27 protein-coding genes are annotated in these 26579 nt (G+C 60.5%); 20 read left to right on the top strand and 7 right to left on the bottom strand.

The annotated features are described in order from the left end of the window. Positions 1-2: 2 nt before the first annotated feature. Complete coding sequence (locus tag E7813_RS17665) at positions 3-593, top strand: TadE/TadG family type IV pilus assembly protein (RefSeq protein WP_291575990.1); 591 nt, start codon at positions 3-5, stop codon at positions 591-593. Positions 594-736: 143 nt separating this feature from the next. Here the strand turns inward: E7813_RS17665 and E7813_RS17660 are convergent, their stop codons facing one another. The 3 genes from E7813_RS17660 to E7813_RS17650 form a co-directional block, all read right to left on the bottom strand. Continuing rightward, the gene (locus E7813_RS17660) at positions 737-949 is read right to left on the bottom strand and encodes a cold-shock protein (RefSeq protein ID WP_011474122.1); all 213 of its coding nucleotides are present in this window, start codon (positions 947-949) and stop codon (positions 737-739) included. Between the two features lie 281 nt (positions 950-1230). After that, entirely contained in the window at positions 1231-1515 is a 285-nt protein-coding gene (gene infA / locus E7813_RS17655; RefSeq protein WP_291575988.1) for a translation initiation factor IF-1, read from the bottom strand. 24 nt (positions 1516-1539) lie between these two features. Further along, entirely contained in the window at positions 1540-2967 is a 1428-nt protein-coding gene (locus E7813_RS17650) for a DEAD/DEAH box helicase (RefSeq protein ID WP_291575986.1), read from the bottom strand. A 543-nt stretch (positions 2968-3510) separates the two neighbouring features. Here E7813_RS17650 and urtA point away from each other — a divergent pair. The 14 genes from urtA to E7813_RS17580 all read left to right on the top strand — a co-directional run bounded on the left by urtA (position 3511) and on the right by E7813_RS17580 (position 16873). After that, complete coding sequence (gene urtA / locus E7813_RS17645) at positions 3511-4833, top strand: urea ABC transporter substrate-binding protein (RefSeq protein WP_291575984.1); 1323 nt, start codon at positions 3511-3513, stop codon at positions 4831-4833. A gap of 117 nt (positions 4834-4950) precedes the next feature. Continuing rightward, positions 4951-6540, top strand: a complete 1590-nt coding sequence (gene urtB / locus E7813_RS17640) for an urea ABC transporter permease subunit UrtB (RefSeq protein WP_291575982.1) — start codon at positions 4951-4953, stop codon at positions 6538-6540. Continuing rightward, positions 6537-7706, top strand: a complete 1170-nt coding sequence (gene urtC, locus E7813_RS17635) for an urea ABC transporter permease subunit UrtC (RefSeq protein WP_291575980.1) — start codon at positions 6537-6539, stop codon at positions 7704-7706. The genes urtB and urtC overlap by 4 nt, the downstream gene beginning before the upstream one ends. A 4-nt stretch (positions 7707-7710) precedes the next feature. Beyond that, positions 7711-8472, top strand: a complete 762-nt coding sequence (gene urtD, locus E7813_RS17630) for an urea ABC transporter ATP-binding protein UrtD (RefSeq protein WP_291575978.1) — start codon at positions 7711-7713, stop codon at positions 8470-8472. A gap of 4 nt (positions 8473-8476) precedes the next feature. Beyond that, positions 8477-9172, top strand: a complete 696-nt coding sequence (gene urtE / locus E7813_RS17625) for an urea ABC transporter ATP-binding subunit UrtE (protein ID WP_291575975.1) — start codon at positions 8477-8479, stop codon at positions 9170-9172. A gap of 58 nt (positions 9173-9230) precedes the next feature. Next, positions 9231-10067: an urease accessory protein UreD gene (locus E7813_RS17620; protein ID WP_291575974.1), complete on the top strand. Its 837-nt coding sequence runs from the start codon at positions 9231-9233 to the stop codon at positions 10065-10067. 28 nt (positions 10068-10095) lie between these two features. Then, positions 10096-10398 carry an urease subunit gamma gene (locus tag E7813_RS17615; protein WP_291575972.1) on the top strand — a complete coding sequence of 101 codons (303 nt, stop codon included), beginning with the start codon at positions 10096-10098 and terminating at the stop codon, positions 10396-10398. A gap of 9 nt (positions 10399-10407) precedes the next feature. After that, complete coding sequence (locus E7813_RS17610) at positions 10408-10713, top strand: urease subunit beta (protein WP_291575970.1); 306 nt, start codon at positions 10408-10410, stop codon at positions 10711-10713. 28 nt (positions 10714-10741) lie between these two features. Further along, complete coding sequence (gene ureC / locus E7813_RS17605) at positions 10742-12454, top strand: urease subunit alpha (protein WP_291575968.1); 1713 nt, start codon at positions 10742-10744, stop codon at positions 12452-12454. 46 nt (positions 12455-12500) lie between these two features. Further along, positions 12501-12800 (top strand): putative quinol monooxygenase, encoded by a 300-nt coding sequence (locus E7813_RS17600; RefSeq protein ID WP_291575966.1) that lies wholly within the window; start codon positions 12501-12503, stop codon positions 12798-12800. Between the two features lie 44 nt (positions 12801-12844). Next, a complete protein-coding gene (locus E7813_RS17595; protein ID WP_291575964.1) occupies positions 12845-13396 on the top strand; it encodes an urease accessory protein UreE in 552 nt (183 codons plus the stop codon). Continuing rightward, positions 13377-14114 carry an urease accessory protein UreF gene (locus E7813_RS17590; protein ID WP_291575962.1) on the top strand — a complete coding sequence of 246 codons (738 nt, stop codon included), beginning with the start codon at positions 13377-13379 and terminating at the stop codon, positions 14112-14114. The genes E7813_RS17595 and E7813_RS17590 overlap by 20 nt, the downstream gene beginning before the upstream one ends. Positions 14115-14279: 165 nt before the next feature. Next, the gene (ureG, locus tag E7813_RS17585) at positions 14280-14915 is read left to right on the top strand and encodes an urease accessory protein UreG (protein ID WP_291575959.1); all 636 of its coding nucleotides are present in this window, start codon (positions 14280-14282) and stop codon (positions 14913-14915) included. Between the two features lie 299 nt (positions 14916-15214). Then, positions 15215-16873, top strand: a complete 1659-nt coding sequence (locus E7813_RS17580; RefSeq protein ID WP_291575957.1) for an HWE histidine kinase domain-containing protein — start codon at positions 15215-15217, stop codon at positions 16871-16873. Positions 16874-17002: 129 nt separating this feature from the next. Here the strand turns inward: E7813_RS17580 and E7813_RS17575 are convergent, their stop codons facing one another. Together E7813_RS17575 and E7813_RS17570 are read right to left on the bottom strand one after the other, a co-directional pair. Continuing rightward, on the bottom strand, positions 17003-17548 hold the full coding sequence (locus E7813_RS17575; protein ID WP_291575955.1) for a sigma-70 family RNA polymerase sigma factor: 546 nt from the start codon (positions 17546-17548) through the stop codon (positions 17003-17005). Beyond that, positions 17548-17754: a NepR family anti-sigma factor gene (locus tag E7813_RS17570; RefSeq protein ID WP_291576007.1), complete on the bottom strand. Its 207-nt coding sequence runs from the start codon at positions 17752-17754 to the stop codon at positions 17548-17550. The genes E7813_RS17575 and E7813_RS17570 overlap by 1 nt, the downstream gene beginning before the upstream one ends. Positions 17755-17973: 219 nt before the next feature. Here E7813_RS17570 and E7813_RS17565 point away from each other — a divergent pair, with 219 nt between their 5' ends. From E7813_RS17565 to E7813_RS17550, 4 genes are all read left to right on the top strand, one after another. Next, positions 17974-18774: a response regulator gene (locus tag E7813_RS17565; protein ID WP_291575952.1), complete on the top strand. Its 801-nt coding sequence runs from the start codon at positions 17974-17976 to the stop codon at positions 18772-18774. 314 nt (positions 18775-19088) lie between these two features. Then, entirely contained in the window at positions 19089-20348 is a 1260-nt protein-coding gene (locus tag E7813_RS17560) for a site-specific integrase (RefSeq protein ID WP_291575950.1), read from the top strand. A 512-nt stretch (positions 20349-20860) separates the two neighbouring features. Continuing rightward, positions 20861-21655, top strand: coding sequence for a hypothetical protein (locus tag E7813_RS17555; protein ID WP_291575948.1), 795 nt, complete (start codon positions 20861-20863; stop codon positions 21653-21655). A 453-nt stretch (positions 21656-22108) separates the two neighbouring features. Beyond that, positions 22109-22516 carry a hypothetical protein gene (locus E7813_RS17550; protein WP_291575946.1) on the top strand — a complete coding sequence of 136 codons (408 nt, stop codon included), beginning with the start codon at positions 22109-22111 and terminating at the stop codon, positions 22514-22516. Between the two features lie 336 nt (positions 22517-22852). On the opposite strand, the gene E7813_RS17545 is transcribed toward E7813_RS17550, so the two are convergent. Beyond that, positions 22853-23236: a hypothetical protein gene (locus tag E7813_RS17545; protein ID WP_291575944.1), complete on the bottom strand. Its 384-nt coding sequence runs from the start codon at positions 23234-23236 to the stop codon at positions 22853-22855. A gap of 127 nt (positions 23237-23363) precedes the next feature. Between E7813_RS17545 and E7813_RS17540 the strand changes: the two genes are divergently transcribed. Beyond that, positions 23364-24715, top strand: a protein-coding gene (locus E7813_RS17540) for an IS3 family transposase (protein WP_291575942.1) whose coding sequence is annotated in 2 segments (ribosomal slippage) — positions 23364-23700 and positions 23700-24715 — 1353 coding nt in all. Because the reading frame shifts where the segments join, the coding sequence is not laid out codon by codon here. Between the two features lie 661 nt (positions 24716-25376). On the opposite strand, the gene E7813_RS17535 is transcribed toward E7813_RS17540, so the two are convergent. Further along, positions 25377-26039, bottom strand: a complete 663-nt coding sequence (locus E7813_RS17535; protein WP_291575940.1) for a Crp/Fnr family transcriptional regulator — start codon at positions 26037-26039, stop codon at positions 25377-25379. Positions 26040-26579 lie beyond the last annotated feature (540 nt).

Genomic DNA, 26579 nt, shown 5'->3' with positions numbered 1-26579 from the left:
CGATGAAATCGATATCGAGAATATGGCGCGGCATGCGGCTTTCCGCCGCCGAACTGTTCAGGGACCAGAACGGCATCGCGGCGACCGAATTCGCCATGATCGTTCCGATCATGCTGGTGATGTTCTTTGGAACAGTCGAGTTTTCCTCCGGGGTTGCGGTCGACCGCAAGGTGACGCTGGTGGCGCGAACGCTGTCCGATTTGGCCTCGCAATCGACGTCTGTCGCCTCTTCCGATCTGACCAATTTCTTCGCGGCAAGCACCGCGATCCTGACGCCGTACTCCTCGACGCCGACCAACGCGGCGATCTCCGAATTGTACGTCAATCCGACGACGCTGAGAGCGACGGTGCAATGGAGCCAGGCGTATCAGGGGGGAACGGCGCGCGCGGTAGGCACCACCGTCACGATCCCGTCGGCGCTTGCCATCGCCGGAACCTATCTGATCTTCAGCGAAGTCAGCTACCTCTACACGCCCGCCGTCGGCTACGTGATGGCGAAAGCCGGCGTCACGCTGAGCGACGTCGCCTATACCCGGCCGCGTCAGTCGACCTGCGTCTATTACAGTCCCGCCACGGCCTGCACGACGAATTGAATCCGCTGGCGGGCGCTTCCCGCTTAGCGAACGGGCGTTGGCCGCAAAACAACAAAAGGCCGCGCTGACAGCACGGCCTTTCTTATTTGATGCGGCTAAAATTTCGCAAGACCCGGGCTTTCGCAACCGGACCGGCGAGACGCTTAGCCGGCGGCGCGCAGATTGTCGGCCGATGACTTGCCAGAGCGACGATCCGCCACGATCTCGTAGCTGATCTTCTGGCCTTCACGCAGTGTTCCAAGTCCGGCGCGCTCTACGGCGCTGATGTGCACGAACACGTCGTTGCCACCATCATCCGGTTGAATGAAGCCAAAGCCCTTGGTCGCGTTAAACCACTTCACGGTTCCCATGCTCACGGGGGTAGTCCCTTCTCAAGATAGGTATAGTAGAAGCCCACTTTCGATGGGCTGGTGAGATCGAATTTTTGGAAGGGTCGTCAGCGTCTAAACCGGCTGTACCGGTGGATAGCTAATGTCGTCCGGCCGAAAATCGATTAGTCCATATTATGCGATGCCAGCCCCCAAAACAATCCTGAGGTGCACGATTTTTTGATCGGGCCGGGTTCGGAGTCGCAAAACCGTCACCCCGCACCGACGTCGTCCGTGGTGCGCGATTTCAAGGCAGCCTGCGTCGGCATCTACCGACGGCGGAATTGGCCGCGCGGCGGTGCACCACGCGGGCCTCCGCCGCCACCCGGACGCTCGTCCTTGTGACGGAAGATGAGCCGGCCTTTCTCGAGGTCGTAGGGCGACATCTCGATCGTCACCCGGTCGCCCGCCAGCGTCTTGATGCGGTTCTTTTTCATCTTGCCGGCGGTGTAGGCGACGATCTCGTGTCCGGCGTCGAGCTGCACGCGGTAACGTGCATCGGGGAGGATTTCGGTGACCAGTCCTTCGAACTGGATCAGCTCTTCTTTAGCCATGTTTATCTCCAGATCGATCGGCGATTAGCGTGGTCGATGGCTACGGTTGGGTCGGGTATTGGGGCGGCTTTCGCGATGCAAGAAGGCCACTCCCTGCATCCCTTCAGCCTTGCCGCCACCTTGCGGCGACGGACGCAACGGCTCCTGCCGGTTGGTTTGCGGAGCGCCATTATTACCACCAGGACGGCGGTGACGGCGAGGACCTTTCGATGCCGGCGCGGCTTCATTGCCCCTGGCGATATGCCCGCGAGGCCCGGATCGCGCGCCCCGATGTTGCGAAGGCGCGGGCCCATTGTCGCGATGGCCCGGGGTGCGGCGGTCTTCCCGGGGCAGCGCGATGCGGATCAGTTTTTCGATGTCGCGCAGAAACGCTATTTCCTCGCCCGCGCAGAGCGAGATCGCGACGCCGTCGGCGCCGGCGCGCGCGGTGCGGCCAATCCGATGGACATAGGTCTCGGGCACGTTGGGAAGATCGAAATTCACCACATGGCTGATGCCGTCGACGTCGATGCCGCGGGCGGCAATGTCGGTGGCGACCAGGGTGCGGATCTCGCCGGAACGGAATGCTGCAAGCACCCGCTCGCGGTGGTTCTGCGACTTGTTGCCATGAATGGCGTCAGCGGTGATGCCGGCCCGTGCCAGGCCCTTCACCACCTTGTCGGCGCCGTGCTTGGTCCGGGTAAAGATCAGCGCGCGGCTGACCTGCTCCTGCTTCATCAGTTGCGCCAGCACCGCCGGCTTGGCCGAATGATCGACCTGGATGATGCGCTGGGTGATGCGTTCGACCGTCGAGGCGACCGGCGTCACGGCGACGCGGGCCGGATCGCGCAACATCTGCTCGGCGAGTTCGGCGATGTCATTTGGCATCGTCGCCGAAAAGAACAGCGTCTGCCGCTTGACCGGCAGCTTGGAGACGATCTTCCGGATGTCGTTGATGAAGCCCATGTCGAGCATGCGGTCGGCCTCGTCGAGTACCAGAAACTCGACCTGGCCAAGCTTGAGCCCGTTGCTCTGCACGAGATCGAGCAGGCGGCCGGGCGTGGCCACCATGACTTCGACACCCTGCATGATCGAGCGGACCTGGCGGCCCATCGGCACGCCGCCGATCGCCAGTGCTGAGGTGAGGCGCATGTGGCGGCCATAGGCGTTGAAGCTGTCGAGGATCTGCCCCGACAATTCCCGCGTCGGGCTGAGCACCAGCACGCGGCAGGCCTTGGGCTGCGGCTTGATGCGGTGCTCCAGAATGCGATGCAGGATCGGAAGTGCAAAGGCTGCGGTCTTGCCGGTGCCGGTCTGGGCGATGCCGACGACGTCACGGCCGGCGAGTGCAAGGGGAATGGTTTGAGCCTGGATGGGTGTGGGCGTGTGATAATTCTCTTCTTTGAGCGCACGCGAGATCGGATCGGCGAGGCCGAAATCCTGAAAGGAGGTCAAAAGATGGGTTCTTTCCATTATAAAAGGGAGGCGCCCGGCGGTTTCAGCCAGGAGCGCGCGAGGGGTGTCAGAGACACCCGCGTGTTTGGGGCGTCGGTTTTGGTTAGCTGAAGGGGCAAGCCAGAAACCGTTGGACGGGCTCAGAACACGCGGCTCGCAGTGACCCGGTGATTCCCTGGGTCGTCCTATCCATATGGAACACGAACGCGGCGCTTTCAAGGTCGATCGCAAGCTGCGGTTAAGAGTAGCCTGTACCGGGCCCGTCGATGCGGGTCTAAAACGCTGCCGAGCGCTGCAGTGCAAAAAGCCCGATGCCGGAAATTTAGACATCCGGCCTTATTTGCTTAAAAAACACACAGTTTGCCGAGGAAGAATCCATTTTTTTAGTCTAAAAATTAGGCATGGGACGCGTCGCGGTGTTGCGAAACCTCAAATTCTTCAACGATGCCATCCGGTTATCGCAATCCCGCGCCGTGGCATGGTTCTTGCGATTCCGTTAACGCAGGCGGCCGTGGGGCCGTTTCGCAGCGTTTAACGCCTGCGTCAGGGAGATGATACCTCATGCTTACTCAATTGACTCACGATATAGCGACGCCTCTGAGCCGCCGCCGCTGGCTGGCGGCGACCGCCGGGCTGGTTCTCGGCCTGGCCTCGTTTACATCCGCAAAAGCGGCGGACGACACCATCAAGGTTGGCGTTCTTCACTCGCTTTCCGGCACCATGGCCATCAGCGAAACCACGCTGAAGGACACCGTCCTGTTCATGATCGATGAGCAGAACAAGAAGGGCGGCGTTCTCGGCAAGAAGCTCGAGGCCGTTGTCGTCGACCCCGCGTCGAACTGGCCGCTATTCGCGGAAAAGGCCCGTGAGTTGATCACCAAGGACAAGGTCTCGGTCGTGTTCGGCTGCTGGACCTCGGTGTCGCGCAAATCCGTGCTGCCGGTGTTCAAGGAACTGAACTCGATCCTGTTCTACCCCGTGCAGTACGAGGGTGAAGAGAGCGAGCGCAACGTGTTCTACACCGGGGCGGCGCCGAACCAGCAGGCGATCCCGGCCGTCGACTACCTGATGAAGGAAGAAAAGGTGAAGCGCTGGGTGCTGGCCGGCACCGACTACGTTTATCCGCGCACCACCAACAAGATCCTGGAAGCCTATCTGAAGTCGAAAGGCGTCGCGCAGGACGACATCATGATCAACTACACCCCGTTTGGTCATAGCGACTGGCAGACGATCGTGGCCGATATCAAGAAGTTCGGCTCGGCCGGCAAGAAGACCGCCGTTGTTTCGACCATCAACGGCGACGCCAACGTTCCGTTCTACAAGGAACTCGGCAACCAGGGCATCAAGGCGACCGATATTCCGGTGGTGGCGTTCTCGGTGGGTGAAGAAGAACTCGCCGGCATCGACACCAAGCCGCTGCTGGGCCATCTCGCGGCCTGGAACTACTTCGAGTCGATCAAGACCCCGGCCAACGAGAAGTTCATCAAGGATTGGCAGGCCTACACCAAGAACCCGAAGCGCACCACCAACGACCCGATGGAAGCCACCTATATCGGCTTCAACATGTGGGTGAAGGCGGTCGAGAAGGCCAAGTCGGTCGATGCTGACAAGGTGATCGACGCGCTTCCCGGCACCAAGACGCCGAACCTGACCGGTGGTGTGTCGGAGTTGCTTCCGAACCATCACATCACCAAGCCGGTGTTCATTGGCGAAATCAAAGGCAACGGCCAGTTCGACGTAGTCTGGAAGACGCCGGGCCTGGTTGCCGGCGACGCATGGTCGAAAGAGCTGCCGGATTCCAAGGACCTGATCGGTGATTGGGTCGGCAAGAAGTGCGGCAACTACAACACCAAGACCAACAAGTGCGGCGGTCAAGGCTCCTGATTGGTTGCTGAATCCGTCCAAAACTGAATCTGCACAAAACAGGGAAGGCGGCGATATCCGCCGCCTTCTTTCTGCTCCTGCCGGGGTCGTCCAGTGTCAGCCAAAGCTCTTAGAAACTTGCGCGCGCTCCCATTTGCCGTCCTGCTCATTCTAGCGACCGTGCTGCCCGCTCTGGCGGGGCCGTTCGAGGACGCGGTCGGCAAGTTCGCCAACGACGAGTTCTCCGATACCGAGGAAGCCGTCGATACGCTGGCGACCAGCGCCAATCCGCTCGCTTTCACCATCGTCAGCGCGCTGCAGGACGGCCGGCTGATGGCCGATGCCGATTCCAAGAAAATCTATGTCACGCAAACCGACGGCAAGATCATCGACGCCCTGACCGGCGCTGCCGTCGCCAGCCTTCCGGACAGCGCCGCCGCCGTGCGCCTCAACAATAAATTGCGGCGCCATGTCGAGGCCGCGCTCGGCAGCCTTACGCTGCAGTCGCCCGATCCCGCCAAGCGGGTCCAGGCCGCGCAATCGGTTTTCAAGACCCACGATGAAACCATGCTGCCGGCGATCGACAGCGCCTTGCAGAAGGAGACCAGCAAGAGCGCGAAGCTTGCCTTCACCGAAGCGCGCGCCGCGATCCTGCTGTTCAAGCAAGATGCCACCGATGCCGAAAAGCTCGAAGCCATCGCCACCATCAAGGCGCGTGGCGATCAGGAAGCGCTGGCGCTGCTGACCGGGTTGACCGGCGACCAGCCGCCCGCGATCGCCAAGGCCGCGGCCGGTGCGACGGCGGCGATTCAGAGCAACCTCGCGCTCTGGTCCAACGTGCAGAACGCCTGGTACGGCCTGTCGCTGGGATCGGTGTTGCTGCTCGCCGCCATCGGTCTCGCCATCACCTTCGGGGTGATGGGGGTCATCAACATGGCCCATGGCGAGATGGTCATGATCGGGGCCTATGTCACCTTCGTGGTGCAGCAAACCATCCGCAGCAATTTCCCCGGGCTGTTCGACTATGCGCTTATCATTGCCGTGCCATCCGCCTTTATCGTGGCCGGCGCGATCGGCATCCTGATCGAGCGCAGCATCATTCGCTTTCTTTACGGCCGCCCGCTGGAAACGTTGCTGGCGACCTGGGGCCTTTCGCTGGTTTTGCAGCAGGCCGTACGCACCATGTTCGGTCCCACCAACCAGGAGGTCGCCAATCCCTCCTGGATGAGCGGGGCGTTCGAGATCGGTCAGATCACGATCACCTACAACCGGCTGTGGATTCTGTGCTTTACGCTGGCGGTATTCGCCATCCTGCTGGCGATGCTGCGCTATACCAGTCTCGGGCTGGAGATGCGCGCGGTGACGCAAAATCGCAGAATGGCAGCCTCGATGGGGATCGCGACCTCGCGCGTCGATGCGCTGACCTTTGGCCTCGGCTCCGGCATCGCCGGAATTGCCGGCGTGGCGCTGTCGCAGATCGACAACGTCAGTCCAAATCTCGGCCAGAGCTATATCATCGACTCCTTCATGGTGGTGGTGTTCGGCGGCGTCGGAAACCTCTGGGGCACGCTGGTCGGTGCGTTCACGCTCGGCATCGCCAACAAATTCCTCGAACCGGTCGCCGGTGCGGTGCTCGGCAAGATCGCCATTCTGGTGCTCATCATCCTGTTCATCCAGAAGCGCCCCCGTGGCCTGTTCGCGCTCAAGGGGCGAGCGGTGGAAGCATGATGCCGCATGTGCTCACACGCTCGCTGGATCGCAGCGCGACGGTGTTTCTGATCGTCGTCGCGGCGGCCGGCGTCCTGATCCCGCTGTCGAACCTGCTGCTGCCGGCGGGCTCGCTGTTCCAGGTGCCGACCTATCTGGTGGCGCTGTTCGGAAAGTACGTCTGCTACGCCATTCTGGCGCTGGCGATCGATCTGATCTGGGGTTATTGCGGCATTCTTTCGCTCGGCCATGGCGCGTTCTTCGCGCTCGGCGGCTATGCGATGGGCATGTACCTGATGCGCCAGATCGGCAGCCGCGGCGTCTACGGCAATCCGGTGTTGCCGGATTTCATGGTGTTCCTGAATTATCCGAAGCTGCCATGGTACTGGAACGGCTCCGACATGTTCTGGTTCGCAGCCCTGATGGTGATCCTGGTCCCCGGCCTGCTGGCGTTTTGCTTCGGCTGGCTGGCGTTTCGCTCCCGCGTCACCGGCGTCTATCTCTCGATCATCACCCAGGCGATGACTTATGCGCTGTTGCTTGGGTTCTTCCGCAACGATTTCGGCTTCGGCGGCAACAACGGCCTGACCGATTTCAAGGATATTCTCGGCTTCAATGTGCAGGCCGACGGCACCCGCGCCGCCCTGTTCATGCTGAGCTGCCTGGCGCTGATCGTCGGTTTCCTGATCTGCCGCGCGGTGGTGACCTCGAAACTCGGCAAGGTGCTGATCGCGATTCGCGACGCCGAATCCCGCACGCGATTTCTCGGCTACCGCGTCGAATCCTACAAGCTGTTCGTGTTCACGTTGTCGGCCTGCATGGCCGGCGTTGCCGGCGCGCTTTATGTGCCGCAGGTCGGCATCATCAATCCCGGCGAATTTGCCCCCGGTAATTCCATCGAGGCGGTGATCTGGGTCGCCGTCGGCGGACGCGGCACGCTGATCGGCGCGGCGCTCGGCGCGGTCGTCGTCAACTACGCCAAAACCTACTTCACATCGGGGCCGCTGGCGCCGTACTGGCTGTTCATGCTGGGCGCGATGTTCATCCTCGTGACGCTGTTGTTGCCACGGGGGATCGTCGGCACCTTCAACGCCTGGTGGGAGCCGTGGAAAGCCAAGCGTCTTTCGGAGAATGCCGAGAGCGCGGCGCGCGAAGACGGCATCAGCGAACCGAACCCGGCGGAGTAGGCGCATGAACGTCATGGACACCCGCGCAACCTCCGCAATGCTCTATCTCGACGGCGTGCACGTCTCGTTCGACGGTTTTCACGCCATCAACAATCTGTCGCTGACGCTCGCGACCGGCGAGATGCGCGCCATCATCGGCCCCAACGGCGCCGGCAAGACCACGATGATGGACATCATCACCGGCAAGACCAAGCCGGATGAGGGCGAGGTGCTGTTCGACGGCGTCACCGACCTGACCCGGCTCGACGAGACCCGGATCGCCGAGCTTGGGATCGGCCGCAAATTCCAGAAGCCGACGGTGTTCGAAAGCCAGACCATTGAGGACAATCTGCTGCTGGCGCTCAATGTCGATCATCGGGTCAAAGGCACGCTGTTCTGGCGGGAAACCAAACCGGAATCCGAGCGCATCGACCGGGTGCTGGAGACCATTCGCCTGAAGGATTCACGCAATCGGCTGGCGGGAAGCCTGTCGCACGGCCAGAAGCAATGGCTCGAGATCGGCATGTTGCTGGCGCAGGATCCGAAATTGCTGCTGGTCGACGAGCCGGTGGCCGGCATGACCGACGTCGAGACCCATCAAACCGCCGAGCTGCTGAAGGAAATCAACAAGGACAAAACCATCATGGTCGTCGAGCACGACATGACCTTTGTCCGGGAGCTCGGCGTCAAGGTGACCTGCCTGCACGAAGGCTCGGTGCTGGCCGAAGGGACCATCGATCAGGTCTCGTCGAACGAGCGGGTGATCGAAGTGTATCTGGGAAGATAGGGCGATGCTCAACGTCGACAACATCAACCTCTATTACGGCGCGGCGCAGGCGCTGCGCGGCGTCTCGATCAAGGCCGAGCCGGGCAAGGTGATGTGCGTGTTGGGACGCAACGGTGTCGGCAAGACCAGCCTGCTGCGGGCGACGGTCGGCCAATACCCGATCGCCTCAGGCTCGATCACCTTCGACGGCACCGAAATCTCGGGGCTCAGGCCCTACGAGCGCGCGCGGCGCGGCATCGGCTTCGTGCCGCAGGGCCGCGAGATCTTTCCGCTGCTGACGGTGGAGGAAAACCTCAAGACCGGCTTTGGGCCGCTCAAGCGCGACGACCGCAACATCCCCGACGACGTGTTCTCGCTGTTTCCCGTGCTGCAATCGATGCTCGGCCGCCGCGGCGGCGATCTCTCGGGCGGCCAGCAACAGCAGCTCGCGATCGGCCGCGCGCTGGTGATGCGGCCGAAACTGTTGCTGCTCGACGAGCCGACCGAGGGCATCCAGCCCTCGATCATCAAGGATATCGGCCGGGCGATTTCATATCTGCGCAGCCTCGGCACCATGGCGATCGTGTTGGTCGAACAATATCTCGACTTTGCCTGCGAGCTCGGCGACAATTTCGCGGTCATGGACCGGGGTGCGGTGAAGTATGCCTGCGATCGCAGCAATCTGGACCCTGCCGAAATCAGCCGCCAGATGGCGCTCTAGATACTTTATGACGCGATCCGTGCCGGTCGCGCGCCCTTTTTAGGAAGATTTCGGGCACATGCTGACCGACAGCACCACAGCGGCCTCGGCGATTTTCGCAGCCAACCGCGCCCGCGGCTCGGTGACCTTCGACGTGCACCAGGTCGAAGGCGTCACCCGCCGCCGCCATCTGCATGAATCGGGTTCGCTGCGGGTCCGCTTTCCGTCACCCGAGGCCGAGGGCCTTTCGGCGGTGTTCGTCAACACCGCGGGGGGCGTCGCCGGCGGCGACCGTTTCGATATCGACATTTCAACCGGCGCCGGCTCCCGGCTCGCGGTAACGACGGCCGCGGCGGAGAAAATCTACCGGGCACAGGGACCGGCCGCCGAACTCAATATTTCCTTGAAGGCCGCTGACGGTTCGCACCTGGCCTGGCTGCCGCAGGAGACCATCCTGTTCGACCGGGCGCGGGTGTCGCGCCGTATCGATATCGAGGTGGCGGAGAATGCTTCGCTCTTGCTGTGCGAGATCGTGGTATTCGGGCGTGTGGCGATGGGCGAGCGCATGCTGCATGGCGAATTCGTCGACCGCTGGCGATTGCGGCGCGGCGGCCGGCTGGTATTTGCCGAAACCGTCCGCCTCGCCGACGACATCGGCGAAAAGCTTGACCGGCCGGCGATTGCAAAGAGCGGCGTGGCTGTCGGCACCGCATTGATCGCGCCGGGCGACGAGGCGCTGGTGGAGCGGATTCGCGAAATTTCCGAATCGTTCGGCGGCGAGGTCGGCATCTCCGCCTGGAATGGGTTTGCAATGGCGCGCTTCTGTGCCCAAGATGCGGCCAGGCTTCGCGCCGACATGATGGCGGTGCTCGGCCGCGCCAGTGGTTCGGCGTTGCCGCGGCTGTGGCTGAATTAGGTTGTTCAACGTTATTTAGAGTGCGCGCATGAACCTGTCTCCCCGCGAAAAGGACAAGCTATTGATCTCGATGGCGGCCATGGTGGCGCGACGCCGGCTGGAGCGCGGCGTCAAGCTCAACCATCCCGAAGCGATCGCGATCATTTCCGATTTCATCGTCGAAGGCGCCCGCGACGGCCGCACCGTCGCCGAGCTGATGCAGACCGGCGCGCAGGTCATCAGCCGGGCCCAGTGCATGGATGGGATCGCCGAGATGATTCACGACATCCAGGTCGAGGCCACGTTTCCGGACGGTACCAAGCTTGTCACCGTCCATGACCCCATTCGTTGAGGTAGCTTCATGATTCCCGGTGAACTTTTCATCAAGGACGGCGACATCGAGCTCAATGCCGGCCGCAAGACGGTCACGCTGACCGTCGCCAATTCAGGCGATCGTCCGATTCAGGTCGGCTCGCACTACCATTTCTTCGAGACCAACCCGGCGCTGAAGTTCGACCGCAAGAAGGCTCGCGGTATGCGGCTCGATATTGCCGCCGGCACCGCGGTGCGGTTCGAGCCGGGCCAGACCCGCGACGTGCAGCTGGTGGCGCTGGCGGGAAAGCGCGTCGTCTATGGTTTTCGCGGCGACGTGATGGGAAAGCTGTGAACATGTCCGAAGCGGCGGGGGTTACATCATGTCCGTGAAAATCAAGCGTTTCGTCTATGCCGACATGTTCGGGCCCACCACGGGGGACCGGGTGCGGCTGGCCGATACCGATTTGATCATCGAGGTCGAGAAGGATTTCACGGTCTATGGCGAGGAAGTGAAGTTCGGCGGCGGCAAGGTGATCCGCGACGGCATGGGGCAATCCCAGGTCACCAACAGGCAGGGTGCGGCCGACACCGTCATCACCAACGCGCTGATCGTCGATCACTGGGGGGTCGTCAAGGCCGACGTCGCCATCAAGGAAGGCTACATCAGCGCCATCGGCAAGGCGGGCAATCCGGACATCCAGCCCGGCGTCACCATCGTGATCGGCCCCGGCACCGACGTGATCGCGGGCGAGGGCAAGATCCTCACCGCGGGCGGGTTCGACAGCCACATCCATTTCATCTGCCCGCAGCAGATCGAGCACGCGCTGATGTCGGGCGTCACCTCGATGCTGGGGGGCGGCACCGGCCCGTCGCACGGCACCTTTGCCACCACCTGCACGCCCGGCCCCTGGCACATGGGTCGGATGATCCAGTCGTTCGACGCATTCCCGGTCAATCTCGGCATTTCCGGCAAGGGCAACGCCTCGCGTCCGGCCTCCCTGGTCGAGATGATCAACGCCGGCGCCTGTGCGCTCAAGCTGCACGAGGACTGGGGCACCACGCCTGCCGCGATCGACAATTGCCTGAGCGTGGCTGATGATCACGACATCCAGGTGATGATCCATTCCGACACGCTGAACGAGTCGGGCTTTGTCGAGGATACGGTGAAGGCCTTCAAGGGCCGCACGATCCATGCCTTCCATACCGAAGGCGCCGGCGGCGGCCATGCGCCCGACATCATCAAGATCGCCGGCCTGAAGAACGTGCTGCCGTCCTCGACCAATCCGACGCGGCCCTTCACCCGCAACACCATCGACGAACATCTGGACATGCTGATGGTGTGCCACCATCTCGATCCCTCGATCGCCGAGGATCTGGCGTTTGCCGAAAGCCGCATCCGAAAAGAGACCATCGCGGCGGAAGATATCCTGCACGATCTCGGCGCGCTGTCGATGATGTCGTCGGATTCGCAGGCCATGGGCCGGCTCGGCGAAGTCATCATCCGGACCTGGCAGACCGCCGACAAGATGAAGAAACAACGCGGCTCGCTGCCGCAGGACAAGGGCAACAACGACAATTTCCGCGTCAAGCGCTACATTGCGAAATACACCATCAATCCCGCCATCGCCCACGGCGTCTCGAAGCTGATCGGCTCGGTGGAAAAAGGCAAGCTCGCCGATCTGGTGCTGTGGTCGCCGGCGTTCTTCGGCGTCAAGCCGGATTGCATCATCAAGGGCGGCTCGATCGTCGCGGCCCCGATGGGCGATCCCAACGCGTCCATTCCCACGCCGCAGCCGGTGCACTACCAGCCGATGTTTGCCGCCTACGGCAAGTCGCTGACGGCCTCCTCGGTGGTGTTTTCCTCCAAGGCCGCGGTGTCGTCGGGGCTGGCGAGGAAGCTCGGCATCGGCAAGAAGCTTTACGCGGTCGAAAACACCCGCGGCGGCATCTCCAAGAAGAGCATGATCCACAACGGCGCCACGCCCAAGATCGAGGTCGATCCCGAAACCTATGAGGTGAGGGCGGACGGCGAACTCCTGACCTGCGCGCCGGCCGAGGTGCTGCCCATGGCGCAGCGCTATTTCATGTTCTAAGCTCGCTCCCCGCATTCAAAGCCAAAACAAGCACCGGGAGGATTTCGTGATCTATGTCGTTGCCACGCTGACCGTGAAGCCTGAAACGCGCGCCGAACTGATTGCCGCGGCCAAGACCTGCATCGGAATTACCCGCAAGGAGAAGGGGTGTGTCCTGTACGACCTGCACGAAAGCACGACCGATCCGGCGCGCTTTGTGTTCGTCGAACAGTGGGAGACGATGGAAGACCTGATGGCACACGGCGGCAATGAGCACATGAAACCGTGGCGCAAGGTAGTGAAGGAATGCATGAGTGCGCCGACCAAGATCGAAATCATCACGCCGGCCAAGGTCGAGGTTCGCTAGGCAAGAAAAACGAAAGACCGATCCATGATCCATGTCGTCCTTTCATGATCCGCGCGACGCAGGTCCGGGGCGCGCATCGCTGGACGGAGCTGCCGGCCGATACGGTGGTGCTCGATTTCGACGATCGGCACCGGCGGCGGATGGCGATGACCGGCACGCGCGGGCTTGAATTCCTGCTCGATCTCGAAAACGCGGTCGCCTTGCGCGGTGGCGACGCGCTGGTGCTCGAGGACGGCAGGCTGGTCGAGGTGGTCGCCGCACCCGAGCCGCTGCTGGAAATTCGCGGCGCCGATCCGCATCATCTGGTCCGGGTGGCCTGGCATCTCGGCAACCGCCACCTGCCGACGCAGATCATGGCCAAGGGCCTGCGCATCCGGCGCGATCACGTCATCGAGGCGATGGTGAAGGGGCTGGGCGCGCGCGTCATCGAGATCGAAGCTCCGTTCGATCCCGAAGGCGGCGCCTATGCCGGCGGCGGTCACGCCCATGCGGCGCACGATCATTCGTCGCACGATCACGGCGATCATCATCACCATGACGAGCATGGCGAGCACGACCATCATCACGGCCATTCCCATGCTCATGACCACAAGTAAGCCACCACCGCCCGAAGATCGGGACGCGATGGCGGAGAGCGAGGCGTCAGCACTTTATCGTTTGATGACCTGGCTGTCGCCGTCGTTTCCGGTCGGCGCGTTTTCCTATTCCAGCGGCATCGAATGGGCGGTGGAAGCCGGCGATATCGTCGATGCGGCGAGCCTGCGGGACTGGCTCTCCGCGATGCTCGCGGATGGGCCGGGATTTTGCGACGGCGTGTTTCTGGCGCATGCGCACCGCGCCGCGTCATCCCGCGATGGCGCGGCGCTGCGGGACATCGCGGAGCTGGCGGCGGCCTTCGTGCCTTCGCGCGAACGCCAGCTCGAAACCTCGTCGCAGGGACGCGCCTTCATCGACATCGCGCGCTCCGCCTGGAATCGCGACGGGCTCGATCCAATGATCGCAAGCTGCGAAGACGCGATCGTCTATCCCGTCGCGGTCGGCCTCGTCAGCGCCGCACATGCGATCCCGCTCGCATCCACCATGCACGCATTCCTTCACGCGGTGACGTCGAACTGGATATCCGCAGGCGCGCGGCTCGTTCCGCTGGGACAGACCGAGAGCCAGCGCGTGCTGGCGATGCTGGAGCCGATCGTCGCCGCTACCGGACATCGCGCCTTGGCCGCAACGCTCGACGATCTCGGCAGCGCGACGTTCCGCGCCGACCTCGCCGGCATGCGGCACGAGACGCAGTATACGAGGCTGTTCAGGTCATGAGCGGATCAGCCGCAACAGCTATCGACGAGTCGTCCCCGCGAAAGCGGGGACCCATACGCCGTGTCCTTGCGTGTGGCGCTGGCATCAGCGACCTTCTGTCACAATGAATATCTGTGGTTATGGGTCCCTGCTTTCGCAGGGACGGCACTGGAGAAGGTAATCAACATGAACTCCCACGGCCCGCTTCGGATCGGCATCGGTGGTCCCGTCGGATCAGGAAAAACCGCGTTGATGGATTTGCTCTGCAAGGCGATGCGGGAGCGCTACGACATCGCCGCGATCACCAACGACATCTACACCAAATGGGACGCGGAATTCCTGGTGCGCTCGGGCTCGCTGACCCCGGACCGCATCGCCGGTGTCGAGACCGGCGGCTGCCCGCATACCGCGATCCGCGAGGACGCCTCGATGAATCTGGCCGCGGTCGCCGACATGCGCGCGAAATTTCCCGGTCTCGACCTGGTGCTGATCGAATCCGGCGGCGACAATCTTGCCGCTACCTTCTCGCCGGAACTGGCCGACCTCACGATCTATGTCATCGACGTGGCGGCAGGCGACAAGATCCCCTCCAAAGGGGGCCCCGGCATCACCCGGTCGGATCTGCTGGTCATCAACAAGATCGACCTTGCGCCGCATGTCGGCGCCTCGCTGGAGAAGATGGACACCGACGCCCGGCGGATGCGGGGCGCACGTCCCTTTATCATGACCAATCTCAGGAAGGGCGAGGGCCTCGACCGCATTGTCAGCTTTATCGAGGCCAAAGGCGGTCTCGGCGCGACAACGCAGGTGAGGGCGAGCTGAAAGGCTGCGTTAACCCTTGTGGCACGCCGAACCGGCGAGCGCGCAGAGCATCAAGATTTTCGCAATTGGGCCGGAACAAAATTCACCTGGCGTGATTAGCATCCTTCGGGCTTGTCAGGGACCCGGCACAACACGATACCCTGGCAGCCGTATCAGTCCTTGTCGCCTGCCCCTCAGTTGCGTATCGATGATTGCTTCTCCATTATCGCTTACCGAAGGCCCTCATTCCGTTGCGGTTCGTTGCCGCGCCGGCGAACGGCAGGTATTTCTTCGCCGATTCCTCATTTTCGAGTAAGCGAGTGGTTCGGCTGGGCTTCATCATCGGCTTGATCGCGCTGATCGGGGTTTCGCTCTCCGGTCTTGCGGCCTATCGCGTCTACGATCAGGAACTGACGGTCGACCGGATCGCCCTGGCGCGCGCGATCGACGTTCATGCCAGCCTGGTTCAGGAACGATTGACCGAGCGCGAACTGCTGGCCCGGGTCGCATCGGGGCTGTTTCGCACCCCTGCCGTGATGAAGGCCAACATGCTGCAGCCGCTGCGGTCCTCGATCTACGCCTTCAAGACCGATTTCGTCGTTGCGGGCTGGATCGCAAGGCTCAAGCCCGACGAACTCCCTGCGGCGCAGGCTGAACTCGCAGGCAACGGTTTTCCGAATTCGACCATCCGAAACTTCGATGACGCACCGCTGGATACCAAGTCGCTGGGCGGGCCGATCGACGTGTTGATGGACCTTGAGCCGCGCAATGCCGAGACCATGGGCCTGGCAGGCCGTTCCTTTGACGGTCACCCGATTCTCGGACCGATGTTCGAGCAGGCCATGGCCAGTGGAAAGCCGGTGGCGTCGGATCCGCTTCCACTGTTGCGCCCGGATGGACCGATCGGCCTCGTGCTGGCCACACCGGTTCTGCAGGAAGGCGACTCCGCGCTCGCGGGCTTTGTGACGTTCTCCTATGAACTGGCGCCGCTGATGCTGACCAATGACGATCTGTCGCTGTTCTCGGTGGTGCTGAAAGACCCGCGCAGCGCCGGTACCGAACTGGTTGCGAACGATCAGGGGGTCGTCACTTCACGGGCGGCAGTGGAGTCAGGCCCGGCGCCGTCGATAACGCGCGCGGTGATGTTCGGCGGCCGCGACTGGTCGCTGGGCTATTACGCCAAGTCCAATTCGACCAAACGCGCCGAGCAGACGTCGGCGATCGTCGCCGCGTTCGGCCTCGCGCTAACCGGCATCGTCTGCGGTCTGTTCGGCTACGTCGCCTACAACAATTTGCGGCTCAGCCGTGAAATCGAGGTAAGAATCGGCTTCGAGCGCCGCTTGACCGCGGTGATCGACGAGCTCAATCACCGGGTCAAGAATATTCTCGCGGTGATCCAGTCGATCGTGACGCGCACGCTGCGCCACGGTTCCGACATCGACATCTCCCGCGAACTCCTGATCGGTCGCATCCATGCGATGTCGAACGTGGTTTCGCTGCTCAGCGAAAGCCAGTGGCAGGGGGTTAAATTGAAGGGACTGTTCGAAGCGCGCGCGATACCGAATTCCGAACGCATCGCGGTCAGCGGTCCCGATATCGCGGTCAGCGCGCGCGCCGCGCAAAGTCTCTCGCTGTTGTTCTTCGAGCTGGCGTCGCATTCCGACGAGGGACTTTCGCTGGTCGGCAAGCATCCTCACATCGTCGCACATTGGGACGTGACCGGCGAAGCGCCCGACGAGATTTTCCATTTCCGCTGGGAAGAATTCAACACCAGTACAGCGACGCGCCGGGAGGACAGCGATTTCGGCCTCATCCTGCTCGATCGCGTCGCGCCGGAGGCGCTCGGCGGCGTGTCGAAGCGGTATTTTACCGATGTGAGCTATGTCTATGAACTCACCGCGCCGATGGCGACCGTCGTCGACATGACGGAGCGGGACCGGACCGAACAATTATCGGCGCCGGTGAAGGCGGCGCGGTAGAAACATATCCATCGTCGTCCCGGCCCTCCGAGCCGGGACCCGTAACCACAGGCTCCGGCTGCCACTCCAGCTTTTCCAACGTCTGACATCGGTGGGTATGGATTCCGGCGTTCGCCGGAATGACGAGCCCTAGCCGTTGCCGCCGATCACGGCGCGAACGGTTTGATCGGGACCGAAATCGTCGGCGCCATCGACATAGAGCAGGGCGCTGAGTTTGGAGCGCGCGCGGTTGACGCGGCTCTTGATAGTGCCGACCGCGCAGCCGCAGATCGCCGCGGCGTCTTCATAGGAGAAGCCGGAAGCGCCTACCAGGATCAGGGCTTCGCGCTGGTCCTGCGGAAGCTTGTCCAGCGCCGCGCGGAATTCCTCAAACTCTAGATGCGCGGTCTGCGCCGGCTGGGTTTTGAGAGTCTTGGCATAGCTGCCGTCGGCGTCCTCCACCTCCCGCCGCCGCTTGCGGTAGTCGGAGCGGAACAGGTTGCGCAGGATCGTGAACAGCCAAGCCGGCAGGTTGGAGCCGGGTTGGAACGAGTCGATGTTGGCGAGCGCGCGCAACAGGGTTTCCTGGACCAGGTCGTCGGCGCGGTCGCCATTGCCGGAAAGCGAAATGGCGAACGCGCGCAGGCTGGGCACCGATGCCAGGATGTCGTCACGAAGTGAGTCTGTGAGGGGCATTAGTCCCTCCCGTCATTTTTGGCCGTTTGCTCAGGCGTGCTGGCCGCATCCTCAGGCGGGGAATCGAGCTTCCGGATCAGTTCCGCGAACCGGTCCGGCACCCCCTGCCGCACGACATCGTCGTACATGGCCCGGAGCTGGTGGCCGATTCTCGACTGAATCTCGGCGTTTAAGCCGCCTTTGCCTTGGGATTTCGGGTCTTTCATGGCCTGCACCAGCTTCCCCATGGGTTAAGTCTCTCTAATTGCAAGAATAATTCCCTGTTTTAGAGACTTTGCAGCATCTGTGTCGGGGTCTAATTCAAGGTGGGCGGTAAAGTTCCGGAAGCAAGGGAACTTTTATCGGGCTGGGACGTAATCAGGCACTGCAGGGGAACCCGGGTCACCCCATATGAGTGTCTTGACCCAGACATGGATGGAGTGGGGATGTCCCGATCACAGCTCGTTGCCGAACATCTGCCGTTGCTGCGGCGCTACGCCCGGGCCCTGACAGGCAACCAGGCGTCTGGCGACGCCTATGTCGGCGCCATGCTGGAGGCGCTGCTGCAGGATCCGTCGCTGCTCGACGAGCAGCATGGGCCGCGTGCCGGGCTTTTCCGGCTGTTCACCCAGATCTGGAATTCGGTCACGCTCAACGACGCGCCTGACGTTGCGGCCCTGCCGCTGGCCTCGGAGCGCCGGCTTTCCAATATCACCCCGTTGCCGCGCCAGGCCTTCCTGCTGCTGTCGCTGGAGGGCTTCTCCGAAGAGGAAGTGGCGTTCATTCTCGCGATCAGCGTCGCCGAGACCCGCAAGCTCGTCGATGCCGCCGGTCGTGAGATGGCCGCGGAGATCGCCACCGACGTGCTGATCATCGAGGACGAGACCTTCATCGCGATGGATCTCGAAAGCCTCGTCAGGAATCTCGGTCACAACGTGATCGGCGTCGCGCGCACCCATTCCGACGCCGTGGCGCTGGCCAAGAACAAAAAGCCCGGCCTGATTTTGGCGGACATTCAACTGGCCGATGGCAGCTCCGGTCTCGACGCCGTCAACGAGCTGTTGAAGACGTTTGAAGTCCCGGTGGTTTTCATCACCGCCTATCCCGAACGCTTCCTGACCGGCGAACGTCCCGAGCCGGCGTTCCTGATCTCGAAACCGTTCCAGCCCGCGATGGTCTCAGCCGTCGCCAGCCAGGCGCTGTTCTTCCAGCGCAACTCGCGCAACCGCACACCCCGGGTCGCCTAGCCGCACGCTTCGGGTCGCCTGGCGCGTTCACGGCTCGCGCAGACCGCGCACGGCGCGGCCGCGGACGGCTTTCCGAGAGCTAAAGGCAGTGAGCGATCCAAGGAAAATATAGCCACAGATAAAAGTAGAGCGCGGCTGGCATCACCACAGCCGCGTCATCTGTCTGCGATCGTCCGTCGGCGTCCGCAGCTATTCAGAAAAGAGATGTTGTTTCAATAGTTTATCAAGGCTATAAAGTCCGTCGTCATCCATGGCGGTCCGGCACAAATCGTCGCAATCCGGCGCCTGTGGTGGGACGGTTTGGTGGGGCGGCTATGGCCGGACGTCAATTGCACAAGCTCTCCGCTCGCAAAGTGGAGACAATCACAAAGCCTGGACGCCACAGCGACGGCGGCGGCCTCTATCTCGCAATTGAAACGGGTGAGCACGCACGACGCGCATGGGTATTCATGTATCGCGAGCGTGGCACCGGCCGCCGAAGGGAGCTTGGACTCGGCGCTGCAAAGGGGCTGAACCGCGCGGGCATCACGTTGGCAGACGCACGCACCAAGGCGGCGGACGCGCGCAAGACCCTCTCGCTCGGCAAGGACCCAAAGAAGGAAAGGGACGTTGAGCGCGGATCCGATGAAGCCTTCGGTTCCTTCGCGGACGCCTATTTGAAGACGATTCTTCCGGGTCTCAAAAGCCGCAAGGCTGAAGCCGACTGGAAGCGCGATATCGAGCTGCGATGCAAGTCAATCCGATCGAAGCGTCTCGGGGACGTCACAACAAACGATGTGCTCGCGATCTTGTCGCCGCTGTGGATGACGATCAATCGCACGGCTCGAGAGACGCGAAGCCGCATCGAGCGCGTGCTTGACGCGGCCGAATCCAAGGGCCTCCGCTCCGGCAAGAACCCCGCCATGTGGAAGACGTTGAGGCCGCTGTTGCCGAAGGCCAAGCGGTCTAAGCGCCATCACAGAGCGGCACCCTACAAGGACATGCCTGGCATCGTGCGGACGCTCCACGCTAAGCACGAAGCCGCCGACACAGCCGTGAACCAAGCTGCCGAATTCATCATCCTAACTGCCGTACGAACCAGCGAAGCCCGCTACATGCGAGTGGGCGAAGTGGATTTTGCGGAGCAGCTTTGGACCATACCGGCCGAGCGAATGAAGACGGAAGATGATCCTGAAGGAACGGATTTTGAAGTCCCACTCAGCGACCCCGCTGTTGCGATCTTGAAAGCTGTCATTCCGAAGGGTGCCGGGTCCGATGCCTTTGTCTTTGCCGGACAGTGGTCCGAGGATCATACGAAACCGCTGGGCGAAAATGCCGTCTTGCATTCTCTCAAGGCGATTTACCCGGCGATGACGACGCACGGGTGCCGGTCCAGTTTCCGCGATTGGGCCGGCGATGAAACGCACTTCGAGCGCGATATCGCCGAAATGGCACTGGCCCATAAGGTGGGCGACGAAGTAGAGCAAGCCTACAGGCGCGGGACCGCATTGAAAAAGAGACGGCGCCTAATGGAGGCGTGGGCTCGCTATGTCGAAGGAGCCGCCAACGTCGTCACCATAATGCGCTCCGCGTAAGTTGTGTCGGGCTACGTCGGCGCACCGACGTCCGGAAGGCGTCGCCCCTGGGGCCGTGTCAGAATTTCCTCTGCGCCCCCTGTTGCCTTCCGCAGGGCAGCCGAAAAGCCTCGTCACCCTCATTCGCCAGAAGCCCGCCATCGAATCTGTTTCGTTGGTTGAGGAAAAAGCCAAGAGGGCAGGGATAGCCAAAACCCCTGCAACATTGGTGGGCCCGGCAGCGGCCATACGGCTGGAGATTTTTCAAGTAAATTCAATAACCTAATCTGGTGTTAATCGACCGAATACCAACAAAAACACTAACAAAATTCGAGTTTTAGGGTGATCGGTCTAGCGCTCGGCATTGCGTGAAACACTGCGCTCACGCGACGAACCCAGGAATTGTTTTTGTTCGCCGGAACGAGCCTTTTGCTACGATTGTATACGGAATTACAATCAGCGTATTGTCGCACAGATAGACCGACGACCATTTACATAACTCGCAGGAATCCTTTGCTGGTCGGGGTGGCTATATGAATCTGCAGGAGACCGCAGAAATCCTATGTCAGTCGGATGCAAGTCATTCGCCTTATGTCAGGGCCATCAAACTTTTCGAATTCCAGGTCGCGATTTTCGCGCCAGGCAGCGAGGCGCTCCAGCGTCATGCTCGAGTATTCGCTGCGATCAAAATTTTGGAGCACATCGAAAAATTATCAGGATTGGAAGATCGCGCTAGTCTCACTGAACGGCTGAAGCTGCCGGGATATTCCGAAATAGCGAACGTCATATTCCAGGCAGGTGGATGGCGTCGCATTCGCAGCCTTTGGAACACTCGTGAATTTGATGAGCAACTCGCAATTAGAATGGGAGAGGCGAAGTCCGTGGCTCGTCTTGCAGACTTTTCGTATCGATTTGTGAGACTAAAACCGAACGATCTGCGCAGGGGCTTAAGTACGATGGCTCGCCATGTCGTAAAGGAGATCAACAAGAATAAGGCAGGCTTCAGTGAGAGCACAATAAAAACCCGCTGGAGGGAATATAAATCGACGGCCGCGTTCGATTATCTGGTTTTGATACAGAAAATTGGCTCCAAGCCTCTCAAATTATCAAAAAAACATTTTGTAGAAAATCTTCTTCGTCAAGCATCGGATGTTGAACAGCTGAGGTACTTTTTTGCGGCATACGTGGAGGTTTCAAAGGTGCTTCGCCCACGTGGTTTTCCGAGCGATCCAATCTCCGGTCCCTTCCTTAAGGGTATCAAGCCAAACCTTAGCGTGCCGGAATTTTCGGAAGACGAGGATACCGCAATTCTGGCGTATAAACCGTAATATCATATGAGCGAGAATTGTAACGGAGAAGGAGTATTATCTCGCTAATCCGCCGGTCAAGACGGATCTGCGCACTTTAGCTGCTCCTGGCGCCGCTATTGTATTGAATCAATCGATCAGCCTCGGTCAAACTCAAGTTGACCGGTCAAGTTGACCCTGACCTTACTTGATCGCTCTGATCGGAATATCTCTCCACCGTCGATACACGGTGGCAAATGAAAACTTCAGATCTTCCCATAAAACTTGCGTTTTCAATCGAAGAAGCGGTTGCCGCTTCAGGCGTTGGACGGACCTTTGAGGAAATCAAGGCAGGCCGGTTGGTCGCGCGAAAATGCGGCCGGCGCACGTTGATATTGAAGCACGATTTGGCGCTTTGGCTCGACGCGTTACCCCGCTCGGTGGAGGTTCCAGATTGAGCCAATACCGTGCTTACAAACAAAAAAGGAAACTTAAATGACAAAAGATGATGGCCATAATCTCACACGAACAATCGACAGACTCAAGCGGCTAATCGAAGAACTGGAGGACTTAGCTGATGACGCAAAGTCTTCCCAACGACACGCTTGGTTCCCCTATATGGCAGCCGTTCTAGAAGTTTACCTGGAAATGAAAGCTCGTGGAGTTGCTAAAAAGGAATCAAAACTTATGTGCAAAATCAGCGGCGTGAAAAACGGTGAACGGTTGAAACATTCGATCCGCAGAATTATTGCGGCAACTTCCAAAGCCGATGGAAAAGCCGCAAGCAAGATGACGCTGGCGTTACGTTACGCCCTTCACGAAGATTGGGACGATATCGTCGCGAAATTGAAAAAGCATGGAGGAATTGCGGGTTGCGCAAAAAAATACTCCAAGCTCAAGTAACCGGGAAAACCGAAAAAATAATTATGGGTGAGTCATCGCGCCTTATTTTTCGAAGCGGTACTGCCGGATTGTTCAATTAGCTCAATGCTATAACCAAACCAAGACGCCGTCGCACTAGTTGTGCGACGGCGTTATTTTTTTTTGAAAATTACGACAAGTGTCACGTTGGTGACGGCCGGCCGGACAGTCGGCGGCGATTGCGGGCTGACGATCGGTCGGCTTGATCGGGGTGCTTTACGGGGCAGTCGACACTCATGAACCAATGGCGTTCGCGGACATGGTGCGTTTACTCCCCTGCACCCGTCAGGGAATGGCCCGCAGACAATCGCCGGTACCTTAAGCGGTCGGCGCTCGGTCGGGTGGCTCACCCGCAACCGTTGTAGCGGTTGCTAGGGATGTCGCCGGGAATGCCGCGCCTGGCTCATAGTAGCTCTCAAAGTCAACATGTATCGCCAGTGTCTCGGGCCGATAGCGGGTCATGCTATCGTAGATCTGAACGGCTCTCTCATCGAAACGACGATAGACCGAACGGTGCATGATCGCAGCGGTGCCCGGCAGCTTTCGTTTTTCCTCGGCCCAGGTGATGCCGGTCCATCTCGGGACGAAGGCAAAGCCGGCTGCGACCTCATCGTGCTGTTGTCCATCGGGGTAGGGCCACGCCTGCAAAACTCCTTGATCATATTTCAGGCCCTGGGGCACAGCGGCGGCCCAGCGAAGCATCCAGTCAAGTGCGATGTCGGAAAGCCGGCTTTCGTTTTCCGGGTGTCCCCCGTCAGCACCCCTGAGACAAACTGAGGGCCTTCACGAGAGGAGGATTTCTGGTTCATCGTAGCCGCAAGGAGCGAAGATGAAACAGAAATCCGGGCCGGGTAAAGCGCCGGCAGAACAAGTTCTAAAAGACATTCGGCGTCAGACACGCCGGCAATACTCGGCTGAAGAGAAGATCCGCATAGTGCTGGAAGGGCTGCGCGGCGAGGAGAACATCTCGGAGCTTTGTCGCCGCGAAGGCATTGCCGCCTCGATGTATTACGGCTGGTCGAAGGAGTTCCTCGAAGCTGGCAAGCGGCGGTTGGCGGGGGACACGGCCCGCGCCGCAACGTCCGGCGAGGTGAAGGACCTTCGTCGTGAGGCCACCGCCTTGAAGGAGGTTGTGGCCGATCTCACCCTGGAGAACCGCCTGCTTAAAAAAAGCATGAGCGGGGATGGGGAGGACGAGGCATGAGATATCCTGCATCCGAGAAAGCCGAGATCATCCAGCTGGTCGAGCAATCGCATCTGCCGGCCAAGGGCACATTGGACAAGCTCGGCATCCCCCGCGCCACGTTCTACCGCTGGTATGACCGACACCGAGAGGGCGGGCCCGAGGCGCTGGGCGACCGCCGTTCCCGACCAGATCGTGTTTGGAACCAGATCCCGGATGATGTCCGACGCCAGATCATCGACCTGGCGCTCGAGCTACCAGAACTGTCGCCGCGAGAGCTGGCCGTGCGCTTCACCGACGAGAAACGGTATTTTGTCTCGGAGGCGTCGGTCTATCGGCTGCTGAAGGCGCATGATCTCATCACCAGCCCGGCCTATGTGGTGATCAAGGCGGCGAACGAGTTCAAGGACAAGACCACAGCCATCAACCAGCTCTGGCAGACGGACTTCACTTACCTCAAGATCACCGGCTGGGGTTGGTACTATCTCTCGACCGTGCTCGACGACTTCTCGCGCTACATCGTGGCCTGGAAGCTGTGTGCCACCATGTGCGCCGATGACGTTACTGCCACGCTCGAGCTGGCGCTCTCGGCCTCGGGTCTTGATCACGTCACTGTCGTGCACCGGCCAAGGCTTCTCTCAGACAATGGCTCATCTTACGTGGCGGGCGATTTGGCCAAGTGGCTCGAGGATAAGGGCATGGAGCATGTGCGTGGAGCACCGTATCATCCCCAAACTCAGGGAAAGATCGAGCGTTGGCATCAGACCCTCAAGAACCGCATTCTGCTCAACAACTACTACCTGCCCGGCGATCTCGAACGGCAGATCGAAACCTTCGTCGAGCACTATAACCAAGTCCGCTATCACGAGGGCATCAACAATCTAACCCCGGCCGACGTCTACTTCGGCAGGGCCGGGACTATCCTCGCCGAGCGTGAACGCATCAAGCGTGTTACTATCGCTAACCGACGCTTGCAGCATCAGCTGCAGGCCGCTTAACCTCTAACCCTGATGAGCCAGAGCCTCCCTTCGCAAAACGCCTGACCAGTCTCAAATTATCTGCCGACGGACACCCAAGGTATCTGACGGCCTCAGCCCCCCGCTGGGGCCTTTTTTTGCATAATATTTTGAGAACCGATCAATATTGACCAGCGCCCTGCACCGCGAAGGGCGCAAACTAGATTATCACCGACCCGTCCACGGCTTTTTCGGTGACAGAGAGTTCGGTAACGCTCCCGCCTCATACCCGGAAGCGCTATGGCCGAACAGCAACCTATCTCCTCGTCCCAGCTTTCCGCTATTGAGCGGCCTCGCTGCCCGATGTGCGATCAATCCCGGATGATACTTTCCCAAGTTGAACCGGGGCCAACCGGCTTCGATTACCGCACATTCGAGTGCCAAAAATGTAGTCATGTTCGTAAAATGATCATCTCCAAAGATCCCTTAGACTTTAACCTGCGTGGTTGGCTCGACGCCGAACTCAGATCGCCAGCATAAAGACCCATGCCTCCGCTCGACGTCGAAATCGCAACGCCTCGGTCCAACAAACTGAATCGCGCTCTTTCGCTGATCGCGGCACTCCTTGTTGTCGCAATCATCATGGTTGCACGATATTGATCTGGTTGGCGCACTAGCACCCCAGCTCAATCACCATTCTCCTTTAGCTGAGGTTTTCGTGCAAAACCGCACTCAACAGCGAGCTATGAACCTCGATGTTTCCGTTGTAGCTGATCAGTCCAAGCTTGCGGACTTTGTTCATGAAAGCGCTAACGCGGGATCGGGTGGTGCCGATCATCTCCGCCAAAGTTTCCTGACTGATGTTCGGACTGATCGGCTGCGGGCTGCCTTCCTTGCCGAAATTGGCGAGCAGCAAAAGTAGTCGCGCAAGCCGCCGCTCGCTCGAATTGAACAGCTGGTCGATCAGGTCCTCTTCAATCCGGCTGTTCCGGGTCAGAAGATACGCCATGAATAGCTCCGAAAATTTCGGCTCGTCATGAATCGCGACGATCATCGCGGCTTTTGTGATTGCCGTGATCAAGCAATCTTCCATCGCAGTCGTGGTTGCGATGCGGAGCGCATGACCATTCATGCAGCCTTCACCGAAGAACTGGCCGGGTTCTAGAATGGCGACCACGGCTTCCTTGCCCTGATCGGACAGGACCGTAAGGTTGACCTTGCCTCTTTGAATGTAAAACACTGTGTCGGCGACGTCGCCTTGCTCGAACACGTGCTGATTCTTGTGAAATTGAAGTATCGTTTTTCCCGCCCCCACCTTGGCGAGAAAGTTTTTGGGATCAAACGTATCCTTGGCTGGATTCTCCATGGGGGCCTCCTTTGGCTCCATCAATTTCACCCATTTTAGCGCGTCGAACTATTACAGCGCCAGTGGTATCGCGTGCAACCTTGAACAGGTCGCGGATCGCGCCTGCTTCTTAGATTGGCCGAACTATAGGGCCTCAGAGGGGCGTGGACCAACGGGGCCAGTCTGGCATGTCCGTTGTTCAGGGTAGACCGGAAGTAACCGGCAGAGGGTCAAAACGGCGCTTTTGACCCGGAACGGACCTCGCCATCCCTCCCGCACATGTGGAAAACCAAGAAATCTCCCCTTCGCGGAACTGCCGATAATCTTTTGCGAAATGCGCGTTTTGACCTTCGCGCGCGCGTTGGCGGTTCCGCTCTGCGATTGATATCGCCATCCACTCACTAATCGCACGGCGCGCCTGGAACCCTTCAGTTGTGGGGGACTTGTGAGTCCAACATGGAGCTCGAAAATGAAACAAATGCTCGGACTGGGCATCGTACTGTTGCTCGTCGGGAGCGGCGTGTGGGCGAATGTCGGCAGCGGCTCACTTTCCCAAAACAG

This window comes from Bradyrhizobium sp. (assembly GCF_004799405.1).
In the GTDB taxonomy this organism is placed as follows: domain Bacteria; phylum Pseudomonadota; class Alphaproteobacteria; order Rhizobiales; family Xanthobacteraceae; genus Bradyrhizobium.
Note: the sequence above shows the minus strand (reverse complement) of the source record. Positions and strands in the feature narration are given on the sequence as shown.

Bases quoted from the DNA above. Each gene is read 5' to 3' on its own strand.
- E7813_RS17650 (WP_291575986.1), bottom strand. From the start codon at position 2,967: ATGGAAAGAACCCATCTTTTGACCTCCTTTCAGGATTTCGGCCTCGCC.
- E7813_RS17615 (WP_291575972.1), top strand. From the start codon at position 10,096: ATGAACCTGTCTCCCCGCGAAAAGGACAAGCTATTGATCTCGATGGCG.
- E7813_RS17595 (WP_291575964.1), top strand. From the start codon at position 12,845: ATGATCCGCGCGACGCAGGTCCGGGGCGCGCATCGCTGGACGGAGCTG.
- E7813_RS17555 (WP_291575948.1), top strand. From the start codon at position 20,861: ATGAATCTGCAGGAGACCGCAGAAATCCTATGTCAGTCGGATGCAAGT.
- E7813_RS17545 (WP_291575944.1), bottom strand. From the start codon at position 23,236: ATGCTTCGCTGGGCCGCCGCTGTGCCCCAGGGCCTGAAATATGATCAA.
- E7813_RS17590 (WP_291575962.1), top strand. From the start codon at position 13,377: ATGCTCATGACCACAAGTAAGCCACCACCGCCCGAAGATCGGGACGCG.
- ureC (WP_291575968.1), top strand. From the start codon at position 10,742: ATGTCCGTGAAAATCAAGCGTTTCGTCTATGCCGACATGTTCGGGCCC.
- E7813_RS17565 (WP_291575952.1), top strand. From the start codon at position 17,974: ATGTCCCGATCACAGCTCGTTGCCGAACATCTGCCGTTGCTGCGGCGC.
- E7813_RS17575 (WP_291575955.1), bottom strand. From the start codon at position 17,548: ATGCCCCTCACAGACTCACTTCGTGACGACATCCTGGCATCGGTGCCC.
- E7813_RS17620 (WP_291575974.1), top strand. From the start codon at position 9,231: ATGCTGACCGACAGCACCACAGCGGCCTCGGCGATTTTCGCAGCCAAC.
- E7813_RS17570 (WP_291576007.1), bottom strand. From the start codon at position 17,754: ATGAAAGACCCGAAATCCCAAGGCAAAGGCGGCTTAAACGCCGAGATT.
- urtE (WP_291575975.1), top strand. From the start codon at position 8,477: ATGCTCAACGTCGACAACATCAACCTCTATTACGGCGCGGCGCAGGCG.
- ureG (WP_291575959.1), top strand. From the start codon at position 14,280: ATGAACTCCCACGGCCCGCTTCGGATCGGCATCGGTGGTCCCGTCGGA.
- infA (WP_291575988.1), bottom strand. From the start codon at position 1,515: ATGGCTAAAGAAGAGCTGATCCAGTTCGAAGGACTGGTCACCGAAATC.
- urtC (WP_291575980.1), top strand. From the start codon at position 6,537: ATGATGCCGCATGTGCTCACACGCTCGCTGGATCGCAGCGCGACGGTG.
- urtA (WP_291575984.1), top strand. From the start codon at position 3,511: ATGCTTACTCAATTGACTCACGATATAGCGACGCCTCTGAGCCGCCGC.
- E7813_RS17560 (WP_291575950.1), top strand. From the start codon at position 19,089: ATGGCCGGACGTCAATTGCACAAGCTCTCCGCTCGCAAAGTGGAGACA.
- urtD (WP_291575978.1), top strand. From the start codon at position 7,711: ATGAACGTCATGGACACCCGCGCAACCTCCGCAATGCTCTATCTCGAC.
- E7813_RS17665 (WP_291575990.1), top strand. From the start codon at position 3: ATGAAATCGATATCGAGAATATGGCGCGGCATGCGGCTTTCCGCCGCC.
- E7813_RS17610 (WP_291575970.1), top strand. From the start codon at position 10,408: ATGATTCCCGGTGAACTTTTCATCAAGGACGGCGACATCGAGCTCAAT.
- E7813_RS17535 (WP_291575940.1), bottom strand. From the start codon at position 26,039: ATGGAGAATCCAGCCAAGGATACGTTTGATCCCAAAAACTTTCTCGCC.
- E7813_RS17550 (WP_291575946.1), top strand. From the start codon at position 22,109: ATGACAAAAGATGATGGCCATAATCTCACACGAACAATCGACAGACTC.